Source organism: Streptomyces sp. NPDC060027 (assembly GCF_042737005.1).
Taxonomy (GTDB): Bacteria; Actinomycetota; Actinomycetes; order Streptomycetales; family Streptomycetaceae; genus Streptomyces.
On the sequence record NZ_JBHWVI010000136.1, the window covers coordinates 1 to 22,865 of the forward strand.

Sequence of the window (22,865 nt, forward strand, 5' to 3'; positions counted from 1 at the left end):
CCTCATCACCGGTGGTACGGGTGCGCTGGGCGGCCACGTCGCCCGCTGGCTGGCGCGCGGCGGCGCCGAACACCTCGTCCTCACCAGCCGTCGGGGCGCGGACGCCCCGGGCGCCGCCGCCCTGCGGGACGAGCTGGAAGCCCTCGGTGCCCGCGTCACCCTCGTCGCCTGCGACGTGGCCGACCGCGACGCCGTGGCGGTCCTGCTCGCCGAGCACGCCTTCACCGCCGTCGTGCACGCCGCGGGGGTCGCCGACGCCGGCACGGTGGACGCCACCACCCCGGCCGTCTTCGCCGCCGCGCTCGCCGCCAAGGCCGGCGGCGCGGCGCACCTGGACGAACTGCTGGGCGACCAGGAGCTCGACGCCTTCGTCCTCTTCTCCTCCGTCTCCGGCGTCTGGGGCAGCGGCGGCCAGGCCGCCTACGCCGCCGGCAACGCCTTCCTGGACGGTCTCGCCCGGCGGCGCCGCGACCGCGGACTCACCGCGACCGCCGTCTCCTGGGGCCCCTGGGCCGACGGCGGCATGGTCGAGGACGGCGACGACGAGGAGCGGCTGCGCCGCCGCGGCCTTCGCGCGATGACCCCCGCATCGGCGATCACCGCCCTGCAGCACGCGCTCGACCGCGACGAGATCCTGCTGACCGTGGCCGACGTGGACTGGCCGCGCTTCATCGTGCCCTTCACCCTCGGCCGGCCCAGCCCGCTGCTCGGCGACCTCCCCGAGGTACGCGCGACCCTCACGGAGGACGCCGCCGAAGCGGGCCGCGGCTCCGGGGCGCTCGCCGAGAGCCTGGCCGGGCTGTCGCACGAGGACCGTGCACGGGCCCTCGTGGACCTCGTGCGCACGCACGCCGCCGCCGTCCTCGGTCACCGCGGAGCGGGCGCCGTCGAGACCGACCGGCCCTTCCGGGACCTCGGCTTCGACTCCCTGACCGCGGTGGAACTCCGCAACCGCATCAACGAGGCCACCGGCCTCGCCCTGCCCACGACGCTGGTCTTCGACCACCCCACGGCCGCGGACCTCGCCGCCCACCTGCTCACCGAACTCACCGGCGGCCAGGACGCGAAGGCCACGGCCGCCACGGCCGCCGCGGTGCTGGACGAGCCGATCGCCATCATCGGCATGGCCTGCCGCTACCCCGGCGGCGTGCGCTCACCCGAGGACCTGTGGGAGCTGGTCGCCTCCGGCCGCGACGCGATCTCCCGCTTCCCCGGCAACCGCGGCTGGGACGTCGAACGGCTCTACCACCCGGACCCCGATCACCCCGGCACCACGTACACCACCCAGGGCGGATTCCTGCACGACGCGGACGAGTTCGACCCCGCGGTCTTCGGAATCAGCCCGCGTGAGGCCGTCGCCATGGACCCGCAGCAGCGCCTGCTGCTGGAGACCACCTGGGAGGCCTTCGAGCGCGCCGGGATCGCCCCCCACGCGATGCGCTCCACCGCCACGGGCGTCTTCGTCGGCTCCGGCTACCAGGACTACACCGGCCGCCCGCTCAAGGTGCCCGACGGCGTCGAGGGCTACATTCCCAGCGGCAACGCGGCCAGCGTGATCTCCGGCCGGCTCTCCTACACCTTCGGCCTGCAGGGCCCGTCGGTCACCGTCGACACCGCCTGCTCGTCCTCGCTGACCGCCCTCCACCTCGCCGTGCAGGCGCTGCGGGGCGGCGAGTGCTCCATGGCACTGGCCGGCGGAGTGATGGTGATGGCCGGACCGTCCGCGTTCACGATGTCCAGCCGGCAGCGCGCGCTGTCCGCCGACGGCCGCTGCAAGGCGTTCTCCTCGTCCGCCGACGGCACCGGCTTCGCCGAGGGCGTGGGCCTGGTCCTGGTGGAGCGGCTGTCCGACGCCCGCCGCAACGGGCACGAGGTCCTCGCCGTCGTGCGGGGCAGCGCGGTCAACCAGGACGGCGCCTCCAACGGCCTGACCGCGCCCAGCGGCAAGGCCCAGCAGCAGGTCATCCGGCAGGCGCTGGCCAATGCCCGGCTCGCCGCGGACGAGGTGGACGCCGTGGAGGCCCATGGCACCGGGACCCGGCTCGGCGACCCGATCGAGGCACAGGCGCTGCTGGCCACGTACGGCGAGGAGCGTTCCGAGGACCGGCCGCTGTGGCTCGGTTCGCTGAAGTCCAACATCGGCCACGCGCAGGCGGCCGCGGGCGTCGGCGGCGTCATCAAGATGGTGATGGCCATCCGCAGCGGCGTCCTGCCGCGGACGCTGCACGTCGATGAGCCGACCCCGGACGTCGACTGGTCCAGGGGGAACGTGCGCCTGCTCACCGAGCAGACCGCCTGGCCCGACCGGGACAGGCCACGGCGTGCGGCCGTCTCCTCGTTCGGGATGAGCGGCACCAACGTGCACACCATCATCGAGCAGGCCCCGCGGACCGCGCCCGCCACCGAGGGCGAACAGCCCCCCGCAGCGCAGGACGCGACCGCCGCCCGCCCCTTGGACGTGCTCCCGTGGGCGCTGTCCGCGAAGACCGCCCGGTCCCTGCGCGAGCAGGCCCGCCGGCTCCTGAACCACCTCGACCGTGCAACCGAAGGGCTCTCGCTGCCCGACGTCGGCCGCGCCCTCGTCACCACGCGGACGCCGCTGGAGCAGCGGGCCGTGGTCGTCGGCCACGACCGGCACGAGCTGCGGGCCGGGCTCGCGGCGCTCGCCGACGGCGAACCCGCGGACACCGTGGTCCAGGGCACCGCCGCGGCCTCCGGCAAGGTCGCCTTCGTCTTCCCCGGCCACGGCTCGCAGTGGACCGAGATGGCCCGCGAACTGCTGGACACCGCCCCGGTCTTCGCCGAGCGGGCGAAGGCCTGCGCCGAGGCGTTCGCCCCCTACCTCGACTGGCCGCTGCTCGACGTCCTGCGCGCCGAGCCCGACGCGCCGGACGTGGCCGAGGTGGAGGTCGCCCAGCCCGCGCTGTTCACCGTCATGGTGTCGCTGGCCGCCCTCTGGCGCTCCTACGGTGTGACGCCTGCCGCCGTCGTCGGCCACTCGCAGGGCGAGGTCGCCGCCGCGTACGTCGCGGGCGCGCTGACCCTGGACGACGCGGCCCGGATCGTGGCCCTGCGCAGCCGCTCGCTGACCAAGCTCATCGGCAAGGGCGCCATGCTCGCGGTCGCCATGCCCGCCGATCGGGTGCGCGCGAGGCTGGAGAAGTACGGGGACCGGCTGTCGGTCGCCGCCGTGAACGGGCCCGCCGCCCTGACCGTCTCCGGAGAGCCCGACGCGGTCGACGAACTCCTGGCGGAACTCGAAGCCGAGGGCGTGCGCGTGCGCAGGGTCCGCGGCGCCACCGGCGCCGGGCACTCCGCCCAGGTCGAGAGCCTGCGCCCCGAACTGCTCGAGCTGCTCGCCCCGGTCGCGCCGCGCGCGGCGGACATCCCCTTCTACTCCACGGTGACCGGCAGCGTGCTGGACACCACCACACTGGACGCCGAGTACTGGTACCGCAACGCGCGGCACACGGTGGAGTTCGAGCGGACCGTACGGTCGCTGCTGACGGACGGGCACGGGGTGTTCGTCGAGTGCAGCGCGCACCCACTGCTGGCCGGCTCGGTGCAGGAGACCGCGGAGGAGGCCGGTGCCGACGCCGTGACCGGCGCCTCGCTGCGCAGGGACCAGGGCGGCATGGACCGCTTCCTGCGCTCCGTGTCCGAACTGCAGGTGAGCGGCGTGCCCGTCGACTTGACGGTCCCCTTCGCCGGGCGTCCGGTACGGCGCGTGGACCTGCCGACGTACGCGTTCCAACGGCAGAGGTACTGGCTGGAGAGCGCCGACCCGGTGCCCCCGGGCACCGATCCGGTCGAGGCCGGGTTCTGGGATCTGGTGGAGAACACGGACCTGTCCGGGCTCGCCGATGAACTCGGGGCGGATGACGCCGACCTCGTCGGCCCGGCGCTGCCGGTGCTGTCCGCGTGGCGTCGGCGCAGTCGCGAGAAGTCCACCGTGGACGGCTGGCGCTACCGAGTCTCCTTCCGGCGGCTGACCGACCACCCGGCCCCCGGCCTGGACGGCCTGTGGCTCGCCGTTTTCCCCGCCGGAATGGCGGACGAGCAGTGGGCGCCCTGCGTCGTCGGCGTGCTCGGCGCCCACGGCGCCAAGGTGCGGGTCGTCGAACTCCCCGTCGACTGCGACCGGTCGCAGGCCGCGAAACGGCTCACCGAGGAACTCGGCGGCGAACAGCCCGCCGGTGTCCTGTCGATGCTCGGCCTCGCCCCCGGCCGCCACCCGGCCCACCCCACGTTGTCCGCGAGCCTCGCCGCGACCGTCACCCTGGTGCAGGCGCTGGGCGACGCGGACGTCCAGGCACCGCTGTGGTGTGCGACCCGCGGAGCCGTGTCCACCGGAGCCACCGACCCGCTGCGCGACGCCGGCCAGGCACAGCTCTGGGGCCTGGGCGTCGTCGCCGCACTGGAACTGCCCCGGCGCTGGGGCGGTCTCGTCGACCTGCCCGAGAAGCTGGACGAGCACGCGCTGCGCCGCCTGGCCGGGGCGCTGGCCCGGCACGACGAGGATCAGCTCGCCGTACGGGTCGACGGCGTGTACGGCCGGCGCTTGGTCCGGGCGCGGCCCGCCGACGTGGAGTCCGCGACACCGTGGCAGCCGCGCGGCACCGTCCTGGTCACCGGCGGAACCGGTGGCGTGGGCCGGCACCTCGCCCGTTGGCTGGCCGGCGCGGGCGCGCAGCACCTGGTGCTCACCAGCAGGAGCGGGCCCGACGCCCCCGGTGCGCGGGAGCTGCACGCGGAGCTGACCGCCCTGGGCGCCGAAGTGACCATCGTCGCCTGCGACATCGCCGACCGTGACGCGGTCGCCCGGCTGCTCGCCGGCATCGAGTCCCGGCACCCACTCACCGCGGTGCTGCACGCCGCCGGCACGGCACGGTCGTCCCCGCTGGCCGACGCCGGTCTCGACGAGTTCACCGAAGCCGCGGCCGCCAAGGTCACCGGCGCCATCCACCTCGACGAGTTGCTCGACGGCCGTGAGCTGGACGCGTTCGTCCTCTTCGCCTCCGGTGCCGGCGTCTGGGGCAGCGGCGGGCAGGCCTCCTACGCCGCCGCCAACGCCTTCCTCGACGCCCTGGCACTGCGGCGGCGGGCCCGCGGCCTGACCGCGACCTCGGTCGCCTGGGGCGGCTGGGCGGGCGGCGGCATGGTCGACGACGCGGTCCAGGAGCGCGGCGAGCGGCGGGGCCTGGGCCTCATGGCCCCCTACCTCGCGATCACCGCCCTGCGCCAGGCCGTCGAGCACGACGAGGCGGCCCTCACCGTCGCCCCGATCGACTGGGAGAAGTTCCTGCCCGCCTTCACCGTCGGACGGCCCAGCCCGCTGCTGGCCGACCTGCCCGACGTACAGCGGCTCCTGGAGGCCGAGCAGACCGCCGGCGAGGAGACCGGCGCCGAAGCGGCGCTGGCGACCGAGCTCGCCGCACTCGCCCCGGCCGAGCAGGAGGAGCGGCTGCTGGAGCACGTCCGCGCCCAGAGCGCCGTGGTCCTCGGTCACGCGTCGGCCGAGGACGTGCCGCCCACCGCGCACTTCCTGGAGCTCGGCTTCGACTCGCTCACCGCGATCGACCTGCGCCGGCGCCTGTCGGCGGCGACCGGTGTCCGCCTGCCCGCCGGACTGGCTTTCGACCATCCCACGCCCGTCAGGCTCGCCAGGCACCTGTTGACGCGGCTCCGGGGCGCCGGCCACGGCACGGCGGAGGAGGGGTCCGCCGACATGCTGGTGCAGCTCTACCGGCACGCGAGCGAGAACGGGACGGCCGCCGAGGCCATGGGGATGCTGATGGAGGCGGCCCGTTTCCGGCCCTCGTTCCAGCGGCCCGAGGAACTGGACCGGCGGCCCGCCCCGGTACGGCTGTCGCAAGGCGACCGTCCCCTCGCGCTGATGTGCTTGTCGCCGTACGTCGTACCGGCCGGGGCGCATCAGTACGCGCGGTTCGCCGCACCCTTCCGCGACCGGCTGGACGTGTGGGCGCTGGTCCACCCCGGCTACGAGAAGGGCGAGCCGGTCCCGTCCGATCCGGACGTCGTGCTCCGGCTGCACGCGCAGACCGTACGGGAGTGCGCCGGCGGAAAGCCGGTCGTCCTGCTCGGCTACTCCTCGGGCGGCTGGATCGCCCACGGCGTGGCGGCACACCTGGAGGCCATGGGCGAGCGGCCGGCGGCCGTGGTCATGGTCGACAGCTTCAGCCGCGAGGTCCCCTTCGACCACCAGGTGCTCAACGCGATGGCCCAGGCGCAGTCGCAGCGCCTGGACTTCATGAGGTCCGGCGGCGAACAGCTCACCGCGATGGGCCGCTACATGTGCCTGTTCGACGGCTGGGCCGCGCCGCAGATCGCCGCGCCGACCCTGCTCGTACGGGCGAGCGAGCCCATGCTGGCCGACGCCGCGGACGGCGACGGGCGCGCGGCACCGCCCGAGCACGTGGACACGATCGTCGAAGTGGCCGGAAACCACTACTCGATGCTGGAGGACCACGCCGGCAGCACCGCGGCGGCGGTGGATTCCTGGCTGGCGGACGTCGTCACCGATCCGTCCGGCCCTGCCGCACCTCCGGACGCAACGACCGCATGACCGGCCCGCGACCACCGCGGGCACCCCGGACCCGGACAGAGCAGATGTGGGAGAGAAACCATGACGAAGACTCTCTACGAGACAGGCGAGACCCCGCCCCTCGGTGAGGTCCCGCGGCAGATGTACGCCTCGGTGATCCGCCAGAACCGCTTCGGAGAGCCGAAGCAGGCGTTCCGCACCGAGGTCGTCGACACCCCCCAGGTGGGCCGGGGCCAGGTGCTGGTCTACGTGATGGCCGCCGGCATCAACTACAACAATGTGTGGTCCTCGCTGGGCGAGCCGGTCGACGTCATCGGCATGCGACAGCGCCAGGGCCAGCCCGAGGACTTCCACATCGGAGGCTCGGAGGCCTCCGGCGTGGTGTGGGCCGTCGGCGAAGACGTCCGCAACGTCGAGGTGGGTGACCACGTGCTGCTCACCAGCGGCCAGTGGGACGAGGCCGCCGCGGACATCCGGCTGGGCACGGACCCTCTGGTCTCGGAGAGCATCAAGGCCTGGGGATACGAGACCAACTACGGTTCCTTCGCGCAGTTCTGCCGCGTCGACGAGTACCAGTGCCACCCCAAGCCCGCCCATCTGTCGTGGGAGGAGTCGGCGGCCTTCCTGCTCACCGGGCCCACCGCCTACCGGCAGCTGTTCGGCTGGCAGGGCAACACGGTCCGCCCCGGCGACCCCGTGCTGATCTGGGGCGGTGCGGGCGGCCTCGGCTCGATGGCCATCCAGCTCGTCAGGCTGGCCGGCGGCATCCCGATCGCCGTGGTCTCCAGCGAGGACCGCTCCGAGTACTGCCGCCGCCTCGGGGCGGTGGGCACCATCAACCGCCGTGACTTCGATCATTGGGGCCGGCTGCCCGATGCCGGGGACGCCGAGGCGTCGGCGCGGTTCCTGCGCGGCGCTCGCGGGGTCGGCAAGAAGGTCTGGGAGATCCTCGGTGAGCGCAGGTCCCCGCGGATCGTGCTGGAGCACAGCGGCCAGGACACCCTGCCGACCTCGATGTACCTGTGCGACAACGCCGGCATGGTGGTGATCTGCGGTGGCACCTCCGGCTACAACGGCGACGTCGACCTGCGCCACCTGTGGATGCGCTCCAAGCGCCTCCAGGGCTCGCACTACGCCGACACCCGCCAGTGCCGCGAGGTCATCAGCCTCGTCGGCGCCGGCATGCTCGACCCCTGTCTGTCCGTCTGCGAAGGCCTCCAGGACATCGGGCGCATGCACCAGATGATGCACGACAACGTGCACCCCTCCGGGAACATGGCCGTCCTCGTGAACGCGCCCCGGCGCGGCGAGATCACGCTCGAACTCGCCGCCGCCTGACCGTCCCGCCGTACGAACCCCCTTTCCACAAGCGCAAGGAGAGTCATGCCCGAGCCCACCGTCGACGTGCCCGCCGTCCCCAAGGCCCGCAGCTGTCCGTTCCTGCCGCCGGACGGCATCGCCGACATCCGGGCGGCCGCCCCGGTGACCCGGGCCACCTTCACCAGCGGCCAGGAGGCGTGGCTGGTGACCGGTTACGAGGAGGTGCGCGCCCTGCTGCGCGCCCCCTCGTTCAGCGTCCAGGTGCCCCACGCACTGCACACCCAGGACGGCGTCGTCACGCAGAAGCCCGGCCGCGGCAGCCTGCTGTGGCAGGACGAGCCGGAGCACACCTCGGACCGCAAGCTGCTCGCCAAGGAGTTCACCGTCCGGCGCATGCAGGCGCTCCGGCCGAACATCCAGCGCATCGTCGACGAGCACCTCGATGCCATCGAGGCGCAGGGCGGCCCGGTCGACCTGGTGAAGACCTTCGCCAACCCGGTGCCGTCCATGGTGATCTCCGACCTGTTCGGTGTCCCGGTCGAGCGCCGGGCGGAGTTCCAGGACATCGCCGAGGCGATGATGCGGGTCGACCAGGACGCCGCCGCCACCGAGGCCGCCGGCATGCGCCTGGGCGGGCTGCTCTACCAGCTCGTCCAGGAGCGCCGGGCCGACCCCGGGGACGACCTGATCTCGGCGCTGATCACCACAGAGGACCCCGATGGCGTCGTCGACGACATGTTCCTCATGAACGCGGCCGGCACCCTGCTGATAGCGGCCCACGACACCACCGCCTGCATGATCGGCCTAGGCGCGGCGCTGTTGCTCGACCGCCCCGACCAGCTGGCCCTGCTTCGCGAGGACCCGTCGCTGGTCGCCAACGCGGTCGAGGAGCTGCTGCGCTACCTCACCATCGGCCAGTTCGGCGGCGAACGCGTCGCCACCCGGGACGTCGAACTCGGTGGCGTGCGCATCGCCGAGGGCGAGCAGGTCGTCGCGCACGTCCTCGCCGCCGACTTCGACCCCGCCTTCGTGGAGGAGCCGGAGCGGTTCGACATCACCCGCCGCCCCGCCCCGCATCTGGCCTTCGGCTTCGGCGCACACCAGTGCATCGGCCAGCAACTCGCCCGGATCGAGCTTCAGATCGTCTTCGAGACCCTGCTCCGCCGTTTCCCGACCCTGCGCCTTGCCAAGCCCGTCGAGGAACTCCGCTTCCGCACCGACATGGTCTTCTACGGCGTGCACGAGCTGCCCGTCACCTGGTGACCTCCGCACCACCGCTCACTCCCAGAGGTGATCAGCGCCCGCGGACCGCGTGCGCTGATCACGCCTTCCGCCGCCGCCTCGCGCCGGCGGCGGCCAAGGCGGCCGTGCGCACCACTGGTTGCCCTGCTTCGGGTGCGTGACCGTCGGACCTGGAGAGCCCGCATGCCGGTCTTCGTGCCGCCGGGACTCTCCCGCCGCTGCCGCGGTCCTCGCGCCGGCCGTCCCCGAAGCCGCTTGTCGCACGCCACAGCGCGACGCAGCGGCGGTCGCGTCCCGGGCGGCCCGGCGCGCAGTCCCGTTCACCGAGGCGGCCGTCACCGAGCACGGAGCCGGTCACTTGCCCGACGAAGGGTCCGGGGCCGGACGGCCGGGTGCAGACAGGCTGCGTACGGCCTTGCCGACGGACTGAAACCTGTTTCCCGTAGCCCATCACTCACCGATGAACGACCGCACTGCCGATTGTTCGAAAGGCACGACATGACCGAGACCGAAATGCGCCTCACCGGGTCGCAGACTCCGTCCTTCCCTCAGGACCGGACCTGCCCGTACCAGCCGCCGAAGGCCTACCCGGAATGGCGGGGCGAGAGCCCGCTGACGCAGGTCACGCTGTTCGACGGCCGACCGGCGTGGCTGATCACCGGGCATGCCGAGGGACGGGCGCTGCTCGTCGATCCCCGGCTGTCCTCCGACTGGGGTCACCCGGCCTTCCCCGTCGTCGTCCGGCGCACCGAGGGCCGCGGCGGGCTCGCCTTCCCGCTGATCGGCGTCGACGACCCCCTGCACGCCCGTCAGCGGCGCATGTTGATCCCCAGCTTCGGCGTCAAGCGCATGAACGCCATCCGTCCCAGGCTTCAGAGCCTCGTCGACCGGCTTCTGGACGACATGCTGGCGGAGGGGCCGGTCGTGGACCTGGTGTCGGCCTTCGCCCTGCCGGTGCCCTCCATGGCGATCTGCGAGCTCCTCGGCGTCCCGTACGGCGACCATGACTTCTTCGAGGAGTGCTCCCGCGACTTCGTGGGCGCCGCGACGTCGGCGGAGGCCGACGCGGCCTTCGGCGAGCTCTACACGTATCTGCACGGCCTGGTCGGGAAGAAGCAGGCCGAGCCCGAGGACGGTCTGCTGGACGAGCTGATCGCACGCCAGTTGGAGGAGGGCGAGCTGGACCACGACGAGGTGGTCATGATCGCGCTGGTCCTGCTGGTGGCCGGCCACGAGACCACCGTCAACGCGATCGCCCTCGGTGCCCTCACGCTCATCCAGCACCCCGAGCAGACCGACGTGCTGCTACGCGATCCCGGTGCGCTCCCGGGAGTGGTCGAGGAGCTGCTGCGGTTCACCTCCGTCTCCGACTACTTGGTCCGGATGGCCAAGGAAGACATCGATGTCGGCGGCGAGACCGTCAGGGCCGGGGACGCGGTGCTGGTCTCCATCACACTGATGAACCGCGACGCGAAGGCGTACGAGAACCCCGACGTCTTCGACGCCCGGCGCACCGCACGCCACCACGCCGGCTTCGGCCACGGCATCCATCAGTGCCTGGGGCAGAACCTCGCCCGCGCCGAACTCGAGATCGCCCTCGGCGCGCTCTTCGCCCGCATCCCGGGCCTGCGGCTGGCCGTACCCCTGGACGAGGTGCCCATCAAGGCCGGCCACGACGCCCAGGGCCCGATCGAGCTCCCGGTCACCTGGTGAGGGGCCGGGCGGAAGGAACGGAAGGGAGCGAGACCGGCCACACCATGCGCATCACCGTCGACCGCGACCGGTGCATCGGCTCCGGCCAGTGCGTCATGACCGCACCCGGCGTCTTCACCCAGGACGACGACGCGCTGGTCGCCCTGGTTCCGGGACATGAGGACGCGGCGGCGGACCCGCGCGTGCGCGACGTCCCCATGGCCTGTCCGGTACAGGCGATCGCGATCCACGAGGACTGAGCTGGATCGGCCGTGAGGCCCGGTGTCCGCAACCGTGCGAGTGGTGGCTCTCCGGGAGCCGGGCGGTCAGGGCCACCGCTTGCTGAGTCCCGCAGCGGCGCGTCACGGGGACATGGAACTGGATGAGTCGACCGGCGAGGCAGAGCATGGATCCATCACGCTCGTCGGCCGGAGCCGGGCCCGACCCGTCCCGGGCCCCGCCCCGTGAGCGCGTCGTCGGCACCGTGGCTCAGCAGTTCGTGGAGCAGCGGGGTCGCGGGCAGTGCCGGGTGGAGGTACACGCGCTCGCGGCGTTGTTCGACGGCGGCCAGCAGCTTTCGGAAGGTGGTCCTCGCCTCCTCGATCCGCCCGCCGTGATGTTGCGCCTGGCCCAACAGGCCCAGGTGGAGCGGGTGGCGTAAGTACGTCCTGGACTGGCCCAATTCAGCCAGTGAGGTGTGGATGAGGTCGAGGCCGTCGTCGTGGTGTCCTGTGTGCGCCAGGCCCCACCCTTTGACGACGCCCAGCATCGCCTTCCAGTAGAGCAGTCCGTGTTCGCCCGCGACGCGGATGCCCTCGTCGCTCGAGGCGAGTGCGGTGAGGGTGTCACCCTCCCAAGCCGCCACGACCCCGTCCACGTACAGCGCGAAGGAGCGGTCGGACGGCCTGCTTTCGTACTCGGTGAGGCTCAACAGCTCACGCCGGCGCGCGCCGGCGGTCCGCCGGTGTCCAAGGAGCCAGTGGGTGAAGGTGTCGTAGGAGCGGCAGGAGACGCGTGGGTCGTGCTGGAAGGTTCGCGCCAGCGCGTGATTCTCGTTGGCGAAACGATCCGCTATGCCGACGCCGCGCTCCAGTTCGGCGAGCGCCTGCGGGAGCATCCCGCGCACATGCAGCACGATGCCTTCGCCGTACGCCGCACCGAGCGCCGCCACGGGCTCCCAGGTCTGCCGCGAGATCTTCCGCAGCAGGCCGGAGAACTGCCGCGAGGCGTCGTAGCGGCCGGTGACCATGTACGCCGTGCACAGCGCCCAGAGCACCGACGGGTCCTCGGGGGCATGAGCGGCCGTGCTGAGGGCGCGACCGCGCGTCAGTGCCGTCTCGGCCTCGGGGTGGCCGTAGCCGCGAGTGGTGGCGAGTACCTGGCCGAGTTGGATGTGCAGGTCCTGTTCCAACCTCCCTGTGGCGGGATCGTCCTGTGGCAGGAAGCCGACCAGGTGCACGGCGCGGCGCAGCCAGATCTCGACCTGCTCGTACGCCATGGACTGCTCGGCGTGTTCCGCGGCGAGCAGCAGCCGAGGCAGCACCTCGGCGGCGGGCAGCGCACTCTTGGCGTGCCAGCTGTGATGCGCCACCCGCTCGATCTCCTCGTCCCCCACCTGCCCGCGCCTGCGCGCGCACAGCGCGTCGGCGACCCTGGCGTGCAGACGGTGGCGGTCCTCACGGGGGAGCTCGTCGACGAGCGTCTCCTGGACCAGGGCGTGAGCGAAGTGCAGCCGCCCCGGATGGTGCGGGTCCTCCCCGAGCAGGCCGGCACGGATGGCCGACTCAAGACCCGCGACGACCGCAAGACCCGCGACGACCGGATCGTCGTGCGTGGCGGTCCGGTGCAACAGGTCGGTGTCCACCTCGGCTCCGATGACGGCGCACAGGTGAAGCACCCGCAGGACCGGCTCGGGCAGCGCGGCGAACCGCTGGTGCAGTGCCTCGCGTACTCCGGTGGGAATGTGAGCCAGGAGCGTGTCGGCCGCATCCGGGCGACGGAGCTTACGCGCGTCGTCCACGAGAGAGAGAAGCTGGATCACCGAGTACGGGTTGCCTTCGCTGCGCCGGTGCAGCACCTCGACGACCTTCGGGTCCACACCAGGTCCTGCGTGTGCCTCGACGAGGGCACCGACGGCCTGCAGGGAAAGCCCGCCGAGCCGCAGCGTCTCGGTCCTGGGGCCGCGTAGCACCTCGGAGACCATCCGGCGCAGCGTCGCGTCCGACTCGGCCTCGAACGCCCGCGCCGTGAGCACGATGCTGATCGGATGGCCCTGGCAGCGGGTGCTCAGCAGCCTGAGCAGGTCGAGGGAGGCGGTGTCCGCCCATTGCAGATCTTCGAGGAGCAGGACGAGCGGGTGTTGTCCGGCGAGGGAGAGCAGCACCTCACAGACCGCGTCATGGGCGAGGAAGCGAGCCTGGCACCAGTCGGAGGCCCATCCCGGGCCTCCGGTCCGGGCAGCCGACCGTTCGGGCATCAGTGGGGCGAGCAGGGCGCCGAACGGTTCCGTCGCCTCGCGAAAGGCATCCGGCCGGGTGGCGGACAGCCGCCGCAGGATCTGCGTCCACAGCCAGTAGGCGGGCACGCCCTCGCCGGGGAAGCAGTGGCTCCAGAGCACCTCCAGCCTGGAGCCGTTCTCGTGCGCGTCCATGCTCTCCAGACGCGCCGCGAGTTCGAGCAGCAGGCGAGTCTTTCCGACTCCCGGGGGGCCGAGGACACCGGCCACATGGCCGTGGCCCACGACCGCGCTCGCGGCGGCGGTCGTCAGGCGGTCGAGCTCCTGGCCACGGCCGGTGAACGGCGAGGGGGCAGGCGCCCACCCCGACTCGAACTCCGGGGATTCCCCGGCTTCCCGGGCGGCAGCAGGCTCGTGTTCCGGTCCGGGAACGGGCCGCGACCGGGACGACCCGGTCCGCGTGCCGGCGGCATCCGCCCGCGGGCCCGGCGGCACATCGGTTCGCGCCCTCGGGCGCGCGTCGGTCCCCGCGATCCCCTCGCGTTCGACGGCCGTGCCGGACTCGTCCGTCCCGTTGGCGCCGCCGGATGCCACCGCCGGGCCGTACCCCCGGACCGTGACGGCCGTCCCGCCGTTCCAGGAGGCCCCGAAGCTCTGCAAGCCCTCGGAGTCTTGTACTCCGACGTCACCGATCTCGTTCGTCACCGGCGGGACACACGACGCTCCGGTGGACTCGAGCGGTGCGGGAGACAGCTTCTTCGAGGGGGCGCTCGCTCCCGGCTCCTGGCGCAGGATCGCGCCTCTGACCCGGCGCAGTTCGGCCGCGGTGTCCACGCCGAACTCCTCGATCAGATGACTGCGCGTCCGCTCGTACACCTCGAGCGCCTCGGCCTGCCGCCCGAGCCGGGACAGTGCCGTCATGAGGTGGCCGACCAGCCGCTCCCGCGTGGGATGACGGCGCGCCTCCCCGTCCAGATCGGCGGCCACCTCCTCGGCCGCGCCGAGAGCCAGCCGTGCCTCGGCGCGGGACTCGACGGCGGTGAGCCGGATCTGTTCGAGTCGGGTGCACTCGTCGCTGAGCGGCGGATGGCCGTCGAACTCCGCGTACGGCGAGCCGCGCCACAGCCCCAGGGCCTCGGTGAGCCGTGCATGCGCGGCGAGCGGATCGCGCTGCTCCAGCAGCCGCCGTCCGTCGGTGACCAGACGCTCGAAGCGGCAGGCGTCGACGTGTTCGGGGTCGAGATCGAGGACATAGCCCGGTGTCCGATGACGCAGCACCGAAGTTTGGCCTGTTCCCGTCTTTGCGCGCAGGGACCGTCGCAGATGCGAGACGTGACTCTGGAGGGTGGCGACGGCGTGTCGGGGCGCCTGCTCACCCCACAGTTCCTCGACGAGCAGCTCGGTGGGCACCACACGGCCGAGGCGTATGAGCAGCAGGGCGAGCAGGGTTCGCCGACGTGGCGGGCCGAGCGGCAGGTCATGCCCGTCGTGTCGCGCCGACATGGGCCCCAGAACGCTCAGGAGGAGCCCAGCCTGGCCGGTCGTCCCGGGTGACACGTCTGCGGGCGGAGGGAAAGGCATGAACGGTCCTCATCATGCTTGCGGATATGGCTGACGGACGGTTCGAGCTGGCTGGTCTCACACCTTCTTCTGTGGATCCTGACATGGCGAACGACGCCCTCCAAGCCGGAGATCCGGCGATTGGCAAGAAAGCATCAGGTGTCCGGCAAGGATTTCGACAAGAGGGCCGGAAAACGACGGCGGGCGGCGGCAAGGGTGCCGCCAGCGACTCGACCAGAACCCTGCAAGGGCCGTGACGCACGATGTTCGCATCTGGAGTTACCGCTGGTCCCAGGGCCGATGACGCCCCTGCCGACAGCCTCACGGCCGTTCGCCGGCGTCCGAGTTCATTTCGCCCAAGTTTCTGGGAGGTCTCTCTTGCTGAGTCCAGCACCTGCAACTCCGGGCCTGTGCATGGCGAGTCTCGATAAAACCTTGACCATCCAGCAGGCGAACCAGGAGTTCTTCAGTCAGTTCAACGGATCGTCCGAGGACATATGCGGTCGCAATTTTCGTGACGTCGTGCACCCGAGCGTTCAGCAACCGTTGATGCGTCAATTATTGAATTTACTCGAAGGGAAACACCAGCGATTCGTCACGCCCGTCATCGCCGTGGGGCCTGGCGCGGAGTCCGCCTTCACCGTTCCCCTCACCGCGGTCGCGGTACGCGGCGTCCTGCCCGACACGACCGCGATCCTGGTCATGATGCCCACGGCCGGGGACGCCGAGCAGACACCTGTGATGCCCCGACGCAAGAAGATCCTCTCCTCGATGGACGCGCGCATCCTCGAAGGCATCGCCGCCGGCGTCTCCACCATCCCCTTGGCGGCAAGCCTCTACCTCAGCCGGCAGGGCGTCGAGTACCACGTGACCTGCCTGCTGCGGAAGCTGAAGGTGCCCAACCGCGCCGCGCTGGTCTCCCGTGCCTACTCACTGGGCGTACTCAAGGTCGGCACCTGGCCGCCCCAGGTCGTGGACGACTTCGTGAAGTGAGCGGGCACGGGCCCGCGCGCGGGCGCCCGGCGCGGCGTTCGCCCGGGCCGGACACAGGGTCGCCGGACTCGCCGTTCACCCGGTATCCGGCAAGCACATGGGGGAGCGGCTCGCGTGCGTGCACGCGCGATGGAGGAGCACCTCACCGGCGCCTACCACAGGCTCCGGGCCGCCGGACGGCCCGAACCGGCCGCGTCCTGCCCTCTGCCGCCCGGTCCGGCGGACGCCTGAAGACATGCGTGAACTCTGCCCGCGCCCGGAAGCGGGCCGTACCGTGACGCCCTCTTCCACGCCCCGGGCAACCGAACAGCCGTGCCTGGCCTTCACCGGGTCGGCCCGCGTCCGATCCGGACGTCGCCGACGGCCTTTGCGCGATCTTCACGCGGTCCGCTCCGCCCCGGACCGCCACTCCGGTCGGCGTTCCGATTCACCTTTCCCCCAAGTTCAGGAGCCACAGCGTGATTGCCCACCAGCCTCTGTCCCGCCGCCGCATGCTCGGCCTGGCGGTCCTGGGTGCCGCCGCACTCGGGGGGCAGACCACGATCACCGCCGCCCCCCGGGCGGCCGCTGCCACCGCAACCAGTGGTTCCGGCGGCACGTTCGTCCCTGCCGTCGTGGTCGGCACCGGTTACGGCGCGGCCGTCTCCGCCCTGCGCCTCGGCGAGGCAGGGGTCCCCACCCTGATGCTGGAGATGGGCCGACTGTGGAACCAGCCCGGTCCGGACGGCAACGTGTTCTCCGGAATGCTCAAGCCCGACAAGCGCTCCAGCTGGTTCAAGACCCGCACCGAGGCGCCGCTCGGCTCCTTCCTGTGGCTCGACCTCGCCAACCGGGACATCGAGCCCTACGCGGGCGTACTGGACCGGGTCAACTTCGACCAGATGTCCGTATACGTGGGACGCGGGGTCGGTGGCGGTTCGCTCGTCAACGGCGGCATGGCGGTCACGCCCCGGCGCTCGTACTTCGAGGAGGTGCTGCCCCAGGTCGACGCCGAGGAGATGTACACCAAGTACTTCCCCCGCGCGAACTCCACCCTCCGGGTCAACAACATCGACAAGAGCTGGTTCGAGCGGACCGACTGGTACTCGTTCGCGCGTGTCTCGCGTCGGCAGGCCTCGAACGCGGGCCTGAGCACCACCTTCGTGCCCAACGTCTACGACTGGGACTACATGCGCCGTGAGGCGGACGGTGCGGTGCCCAAGTCCGCGCTGGCCGCCGAGGTGATCTACGGCAACAACCACGGCAAGGTCTCACTCGACAAGAGCTACCTGGCGGCCGCCCTGGGCACCGGCAAAGTCACCATCGAGACCTTGCACGAGGTCAGGACGATCCGTCAGCAGAACGACGGCACATATGCGCTGACCGTCGAGCAGAGGGACGCCGACGGCAAGCTGCTCGCGACGAAGGAGATCTCCTGCCGCCACCTCTTCCTCGGCGCAGGCAGCCTCGGCTCGACCGAGTTGCTGCTGCGTGCCCGGGAGACCGGCACTCTCCCGAACCTCAGCCCTGAGATCGGCGGAGGCTGGGGCCCCAACGGCAACATCATGACCGCCCGCGCCAACCACGTGTGGAACCCCACGGGCACCAAGCAGTCGTCGATCCCCGCCCTCGGCATCGACGACTGGGACAACCCGGACACCCCCGTCTTCGCCGAGATCGCCCCCCTGCCGGCGGGAGTCGAGACCTGGGCCAGCCTCTACCTGGCCATCACCAAGAACCCGGAGCGCGGCACCTTCGTCTACGACGCCGCCAAGGACCGGGCGGACCTGCGCTGGACCCGGGACCAGAACGCACCGGCGGTCGCGGCCGCGAAATCGCTGTTCGACCGCATCAACAAGGCCAACGCCACCGTCTACCGGTACGACCTCTTCGGCAAGCAGATCAAGGCCTTCGCCGACGACTTCTGCTACCACCCGCTCGGGGGCTGCGTCCTCGGCAAGGCCACCGACAACTACGGCCGCGTCGCCGGATACAAGAACCTCTACGTGACCGACGGCTCACTCGTCCCCGGCAGTATCGGCGTCAACCCGTTCGTGACCATCACGGCACTGGCGGAGCGGAACGTCGAGCGCATCATCAAGCAGGACGTCACGGATTCCTGACCAGCGGTGGGGGGCGGGCCGCCCCCGCCCCCCCCCCACACCCCCCCCGCGCGCGGGCCCCACGGCAGGCGGTCGAACCGAAACCGAAAGGGAACGACTCCGTGAACTCCCCGCTCACCGAGACCAACAGCCTCTGGATCCGCAGGTTCCACCCGCGCCCCGACAGCCGCGTCCGGCTGGTCTGCCTGCCCCACGCGGGCGGCTCCGCCAGCTTCTACTTCCCCGTGTCCCGGTCCATGCCCGACAGCGTCGACGTGCTGTGCGTGCAGTACCCCGGCCGCCAGGACCGCCGCACCGAACCTCTCCTGGACTCCGTACCGGCGCTCGCCGACAAGGTCTACGAGGCCCTCCTGCCCTGGACCGACCGGCCCATCGCCCTGTTCGGCCACAGCATGGGCGCCTCCCTCGCCTACGAGATCGCCCGACGGCTGGAGCAGGAGCGGGGCGTCATGCCCGCCGCCCTCATCGCCTCCGGCCGCCGCGCCCCGTCCACGCACCGTGACGAGACTCTCCACCTGCGCGACGACGACGGCCTCGTCGCCGAGATGCGCGGCCTCAGCGGCACCAACCCCCAACTGCTGGGCGACGAGGAAGTCCTGCGCATGATCCTCCCGGCCATCCGGGCGGACTACCGCGCAGCCGAGACCTACGTCTGGGAACCCGGGCCGCCCCTGCGCTGCCCCGTGACCTGCCTCGTCGGCGACGACGACCCGAAGGTCACCGTGGAGGAGGCCGCCGCCTGGTCCGGGCACACCGACGGCCCCTTCATGCTGAAGGTCTTCCCCGGCGGCCACTTCTTCCTGGCCCAGCACCAGACGGAGATCGTCCGCCTCATGGCCACCCAGCTGGAGGCGTCCGACCGGGCATGAGGACCGGCCTGCCCGTCGCGCCGTGAGACCTCCGCACAGCGCGGCGATCCTGCTGCAGCACGTTGCCATGGCCTGCCGGCAGCAGGTCGTCCTGCAGAGCCCCCGACGGAGCGCTCCGTCACCAGCTTCCCGCACGTGCGGCGCGAGCTGACCGACGCGTACGTCGTACCACTCGATGGTGGTGCCGATGAGACTGGCGGCGACGATGCGCTTGAGATTCGACGGTGTCGGGGGAGACGCCGCGCTCGGCTTCGCACTGTCGTGGGTGACTGCTCGGGGGAGCAGGTGTCGAGGACGACCACCAGGAGATGCCCGACCAGGCGCGTCGTACGTGTGCTTCTGGCCGTGGGTGACCGTTGACGGCCTGCCCTGCCCGGTGATCATCTGGTGCGGGCAGTCACGTTGACCAATAGACTCCCGCGATCTTTCCCCCCCCAGCTTGGAGGTCCGTCATGGCAATCGACGCCCGCGGCCGGAAAGCGGCGCGGGTCGCCGGTGCCGGTGCCGTTCTGTGCCTGACGCTGCTCACGGCCTGCGGCGGCCAGGCACGGGACGCGGACGGCAAGACGCCTTCGACGACCCGGTCGAAGACCGCGTCCCCGAGTCCTTCGGCGAAGGGGGGAGCGTGGAAGATCGCCTATTCCAGCAAGGCGGACCACGCGGAGCTGAGAGCTCTGTCGGTCGCCTCCGACCGGGACGCATGGGCGGTCGGTCTCGCCGGAGACGACTGGGACAAGACATTCTTCGTCCACTACGACGGCCGGCAGTGGCGGGACTACGACGCCGCTGCCGACCTGCCGAAGCTCAGTCGGATGTCTCTGGTCAAACTGGCGTCGTCCGGGCCGGGGAACACCTGGTTCTTCGGCACCGACAACCCGGTGGGTACCCAGGACGTCACCCCGGCCGTCGCCCGCTGGGACGGCAGCCGTTGGCGGGACGTGCCCCTGCCACCGCGGATGACCGACCAGGTCAAGGACGCGGCCGTCTTCGCCCCCGACGACGTGTGGCTGCTGACAGGGACGCAGGCCGGCGAGCTCCCGGGGCAATGGCCTCTCGAGGAGCAGACGGTCTGGCACTGGACCGGCGCGCACTGGACCGAGGTCCGGCTGCCGGCCCGGGCGGACGCGATCGCCGGGCGGGCGCCCGACGACATCTGGGCGGTCGGCAGCGCCCCCGGCGCACAGGTGAGCACCGGCAGCAGCCCCGGTCGCCGTGCCACGCCGGCCGCGATGCACTATGACGGCCGCGGCTGGCAACTCGTCCCGGCCCCGCAGTTCCAGCCTCCGTCGAATGCGGGCCCCGGCGACGACCGGAGCGCGGTCCTGAACGACGTGGTACCGGCAGGGCCGGACGACGTGTGGGCGGTCGGCACGCAGTCCTACCCGGGCGACGATCCCAATGAGGGACAGGACGAGGCGCCCGTCCTCGCCCACTGGGGCGGCAGCCGCTGGGAGGAAGGGCCGACATCGGACCAGCTACCCGGGCCCCGACCGGTCGCCCCGGATGGCGCCCACGGCCTGGTCTTCCGGTGGGGCCGGCTTCGCGCCGACGGCGCATACGAACGCATCGACAAGTCGCCCCTGCTACCGGGGAAGACCGGCCAGGTCACCGAGTTCGACCGGGCCCAGCAACTGGCGCTCAGAGAACTTGTCCAGGTACCGGATACGCACGAGGTGTGGGGCGCTGGATCCATCGCGGCCGGTGGCGGAGGCTCCGAGCTCAACTTCTCGCACGGGGTGGTCGTGGTCTATGAAGTGCCCGGCGGATAGGCGGGAGGTGGGGCGGTCGGCTGGGTAGTTGTCGTGAGTCACGAAGAGGTTGCCCTGTCGGCACGGCCGTCGGACGGGCCGACAGCACCACGGCACACGTCACGGACCCGGATACTCGCCGTGGCCTGCCGCCCGCCGGATGGGAAGACTCTCGCGCCGGCTCCGCGGCTGCGTTGGGCCACCGTGAGCCGCAATGGGTGCACCTTGCTTGCGGAGTTGCGTGTGCGGGAGCCCTCGGGAACGGCGAACTGCGGAGGAACGATGGCGCGCCGGCGCTGATGCCAGGTGTGGCCTTCAGGTGTGGCTGTCAGGCGGACCGAGGCACGATGCTCACCGCGCGGTAGTCGTAGCCGTCCTGTGGGAAGCCCGGAGCTTCCCAGGTGAGGTCGACCTGCTGGCCGGGCGACAGCGTGCGGAAGCCGGTCGCCTCGATCTGGGAGAAGTGTCCGAAGCAACCGCCGGGAGTCTGGGGTGAGTCGAGCACGCCCCACCCTTCCTCGTCGCTCCACTCGCGGACGGTCGCAGTCACCATGGGAGGCATTCTACGAGCGCCGACTGCCCGAACCGGTGCGCTTGTGACGCGATCGCGAGCGGTGCGTGCTCAGGGCGGGGGCGGATGGTACCTGCGAACCACGGGCAGGCCGGTTGCCGCGGTCTGGCGGGCCGGTCGGCTGGGCACCAAGGGCCGGTGAAGTTCGGCTGCGGTTGCGTCGGTTGCCGGTACAGCGCTCGTACGGAAGATCGCACAGGCTGGGCAACTGACCGCCGCCCAGCCTGAGTCACGTTCCGATGCCCTACTTCTTCACGGGGTCCAGGCAGAGGACGAACTTGTCGGCGTCCCACTCCTGCGCGAGCGCGGCCTCGCCAACGGTGCAGGCGTTGACGTCGAAGGTGTCCTTGACGACCTTGACGACCTTGTAGTTGGCGTCACTGTCGTCGCAGCCCTTGGTCTCGACGTCGGGGTTGTTGTCGGAGCCGGTGACCTTGACGCAGTCGCCGACGTCAGCGCGTACCGGGGAGTTGAAGACGTAGCCGATGCCGAGCTTCACCGCCACCGCGACGACGATCATGACGACGACGGTGAGGAACTTCTTCAGCTTGCCCTTCTTGGCGGGCGCGGGCGCCGGGGTGGGCGCAGGCCCGGCCTCGGGTATGGGCCCGCCCTGCGGGAACTGAGGGTCTTGCGGGGCGGCGGAGGGCGTCGGAGCGCTCATCGGCGGTCTTCCTAGAGGTCGCATGGAGATCGAACGCGCGCACGCTACACGAAGGGTAAGAACCAGATAAACGCGAGGTGCGACGGAGTCCCTGATCTCCCTGTCTGACACCCTTTTGATTCCCTGACCAGCGCGGAGAGGTCGCGCACCGGCCACGGCGGCACATCGTGAGCGTGGTGAATGTGGCGTCCCGCTGCGGTCTCGTGCCCCCTGCGGTCTCGTGCCTAGTGCCGCGACAGGCAGCAACGGCACAAGAGCCACGGCGACCGGGACTTCGACCTTCCTCAACTGCCTTCGTGCGCCGACTTGGTTCGGTTCCCCAGCGACGACAGTGCCGCGGCCACCCGTTCGGATGCCTCCGGCGGGGTCGAGGCGTGCGGGGAGAACCTGAGCGAGTCGGTGCGCACCGTCGGTGTGACGCCCTCGGCGTGCAACGCCTTCGCGACGACGGACGGATCGTGGTCCGGCATCGTGAACGAGAGGATGCCCGCCCGATGCGCCGGGCCGGTGGGGGAGAGGATGCGGGCGCCGTGCCTCTCGACGACCTCGGTGAGTTCGGTGATCCGGGTGGCGATGGCGGCCTCGATCGCCGCGACGGTGTGCCGCTCGACGAGGTCCAGCGCGGCCACGAACGCGGCGGCCGTCACCGGGCTGAGGTTGGTGATCGACCACCGTTGCGCGTGTGCGGCCGGCGGGTGCTCGATTCCGTCGAAGAGGCCGACGTCCTCGACGCCCGTCCAGCCGGTGAGGACCGGTTCGAGAGACTCCAGCGCACGATCGGACAGGGCCGCGAAGCCGGTGGCCCATCCCGCGCGCAGCCATTTCTGACCGCCCGCCACCACGACGTCGGCCGCGTCCCAGGCCATCTCGGCCACGCCGAACGCCTGGATGGCGTCCAGGATCAGCAGCCGGTCCGGTCCGATCGCCTCGCGCAGCGCCGCCAGGTCGGCGCGGAAGCCGGTGCGGAAGTCCACGGCGCTGACGGACACGGCGACGACGTCTTCGGTCAGCGCGGCACGGACCAGGTCGGCGCACCGGCCACGGCGGCACATCGTGAGCGTGGTGAATGTGGCGTCCCGCTGCG

Annotated in this window: 13 protein-coding genes; 9 read left to right on the forward strand and 4 right to left on the reverse strand. The window is 71.6% G+C overall.

Annotated elements, in window-relative coordinates; all coding sequences use genetic code 11:
- The 5 genes from ACFWBT_RS28175 to ACFWBT_RS28195 form a co-directional block, all read left to right on the forward strand.
- A partial coding sequence (locus ACFWBT_RS28175; protein ID WP_385705389.1) for a type I polyketide synthase occupies positions 1–6,586 on the forward strand: 6,586 nt, incomplete at its 5' end.
- Between the two features lie 60 nt (positions 6,587–6,646).
- Positions 6,647–7,903 (forward strand): crotonyl-CoA carboxylase/reductase, encoded by a 1,257-nt coding sequence (gene ccrA / locus ACFWBT_RS28180; protein WP_385705391.1) that lies wholly within the window; start codon positions 6,647–6,649, stop codon positions 7,901–7,903.
- A 45-nt stretch (positions 7,904–7,948) separates the two neighbouring features.
- Positions 7,949–9,148: a cytochrome P450 gene (locus tag ACFWBT_RS28185; protein WP_385705393.1), complete on the forward strand. Its 1,200-nt coding sequence runs from the start codon at positions 7,949–7,951 to the stop codon at positions 9,146–9,148.
- Positions 9,149–9,625: 477 nt separating this feature from the next.
- Positions 9,626–10,840, forward strand: a complete 1,215-nt coding sequence (locus tag ACFWBT_RS28190) for a cytochrome P450 (RefSeq protein WP_385705395.1) — start codon at positions 9,626–9,628, stop codon at positions 10,838–10,840.
- A gap of 44 nt (positions 10,841–10,884) precedes the next feature.
- Positions 10,885–11,079 carry a ferredoxin gene (locus tag ACFWBT_RS28195; protein ID WP_069925204.1) on the forward strand — a complete coding sequence of 65 codons (195 nt, stop codon included), beginning with the start codon at positions 10,885–10,887 and terminating at the stop codon, positions 11,077–11,079.
- A 155-nt stretch (positions 11,080–11,234) separates the two neighbouring features.
- Here the strand turns inward: ACFWBT_RS28195 and ACFWBT_RS28200 are convergent, their stop codons facing one another.
- Positions 11,235–14,777, reverse strand: coding sequence for a BTAD domain-containing putative transcriptional regulator (locus ACFWBT_RS28200; RefSeq protein WP_385705398.1), 3,543 nt, complete (start codon positions 14,775–14,777; stop codon positions 11,235–11,237).
- 471 nt (positions 14,778–15,248) lie between these two features.
- On the opposite strand from ACFWBT_RS28200, the gene ACFWBT_RS28205 reads away from it, so the two are divergent.
- The 4 genes from ACFWBT_RS28205 (at position 15,249) to ACFWBT_RS28220 (ending at position 20,567) form a co-directional block, all read left to right on the forward strand.
- The gene (locus ACFWBT_RS28205; protein ID WP_385705400.1) at positions 15,249–15,827 is read left to right on the forward strand and encodes a LuxR C-terminal-related transcriptional regulator; all 579 of its coding nucleotides are present in this window, start codon (positions 15,249–15,251) and stop codon (positions 15,825–15,827) included.
- A 491-nt stretch (positions 15,828–16,318) separates the two neighbouring features.
- Positions 16,319–17,929, forward strand: coding sequence for a GMC oxidoreductase (locus tag ACFWBT_RS28210; RefSeq protein ID WP_385705412.1), 1,611 nt, complete (start codon positions 16,319–16,321; stop codon positions 17,927–17,929).
- A 101-nt stretch (positions 17,930–18,030) separates the two neighbouring features.
- Positions 18,031–18,798: a thioesterase II family protein gene (locus tag ACFWBT_RS28215; protein WP_385705402.1), complete on the forward strand. Its 768-nt coding sequence runs from the start codon at positions 18,031–18,033 to the stop codon at positions 18,796–18,798.
- Between the two features lie 452 nt (positions 18,799–19,250).
- Positions 19,251–20,567 carry a hypothetical protein gene (locus tag ACFWBT_RS28220; RefSeq protein WP_385705404.1) on the forward strand — a complete coding sequence of 439 codons (1,317 nt, stop codon included), beginning with the start codon at positions 19,251–19,253 and terminating at the stop codon, positions 20,565–20,567.
- Between the two features lie 307 nt (positions 20,568–20,874).
- Here ACFWBT_RS28220 and ACFWBT_RS28225 read toward each other — a convergent pair whose 3' ends face one another.
- The 3 genes from ACFWBT_RS28225 to ACFWBT_RS28235 all read right to left on the reverse strand — a co-directional run.
- Positions 20,875–21,099 (reverse strand): cold-shock protein, encoded by a 225-nt coding sequence (locus ACFWBT_RS28225; RefSeq protein WP_385705405.1) that lies wholly within the window; start codon positions 21,097–21,099, stop codon positions 20,875–20,877.
- Between the two features lie 262 nt (positions 21,100–21,361).
- Entirely contained in the window at positions 21,362–21,781 is a 420-nt protein-coding gene (locus ACFWBT_RS28230) for a hypothetical protein (RefSeq protein WP_385705407.1), read from the reverse strand.
- 284 nt (positions 21,782–22,065) lie between these two features.
- The coding region (locus ACFWBT_RS28235; RefSeq protein ID WP_385705408.1) for an aminotransferase class V-fold PLP-dependent enzyme at positions 22,066–22,865 on the reverse strand (800 nt) is incomplete at its 5' end.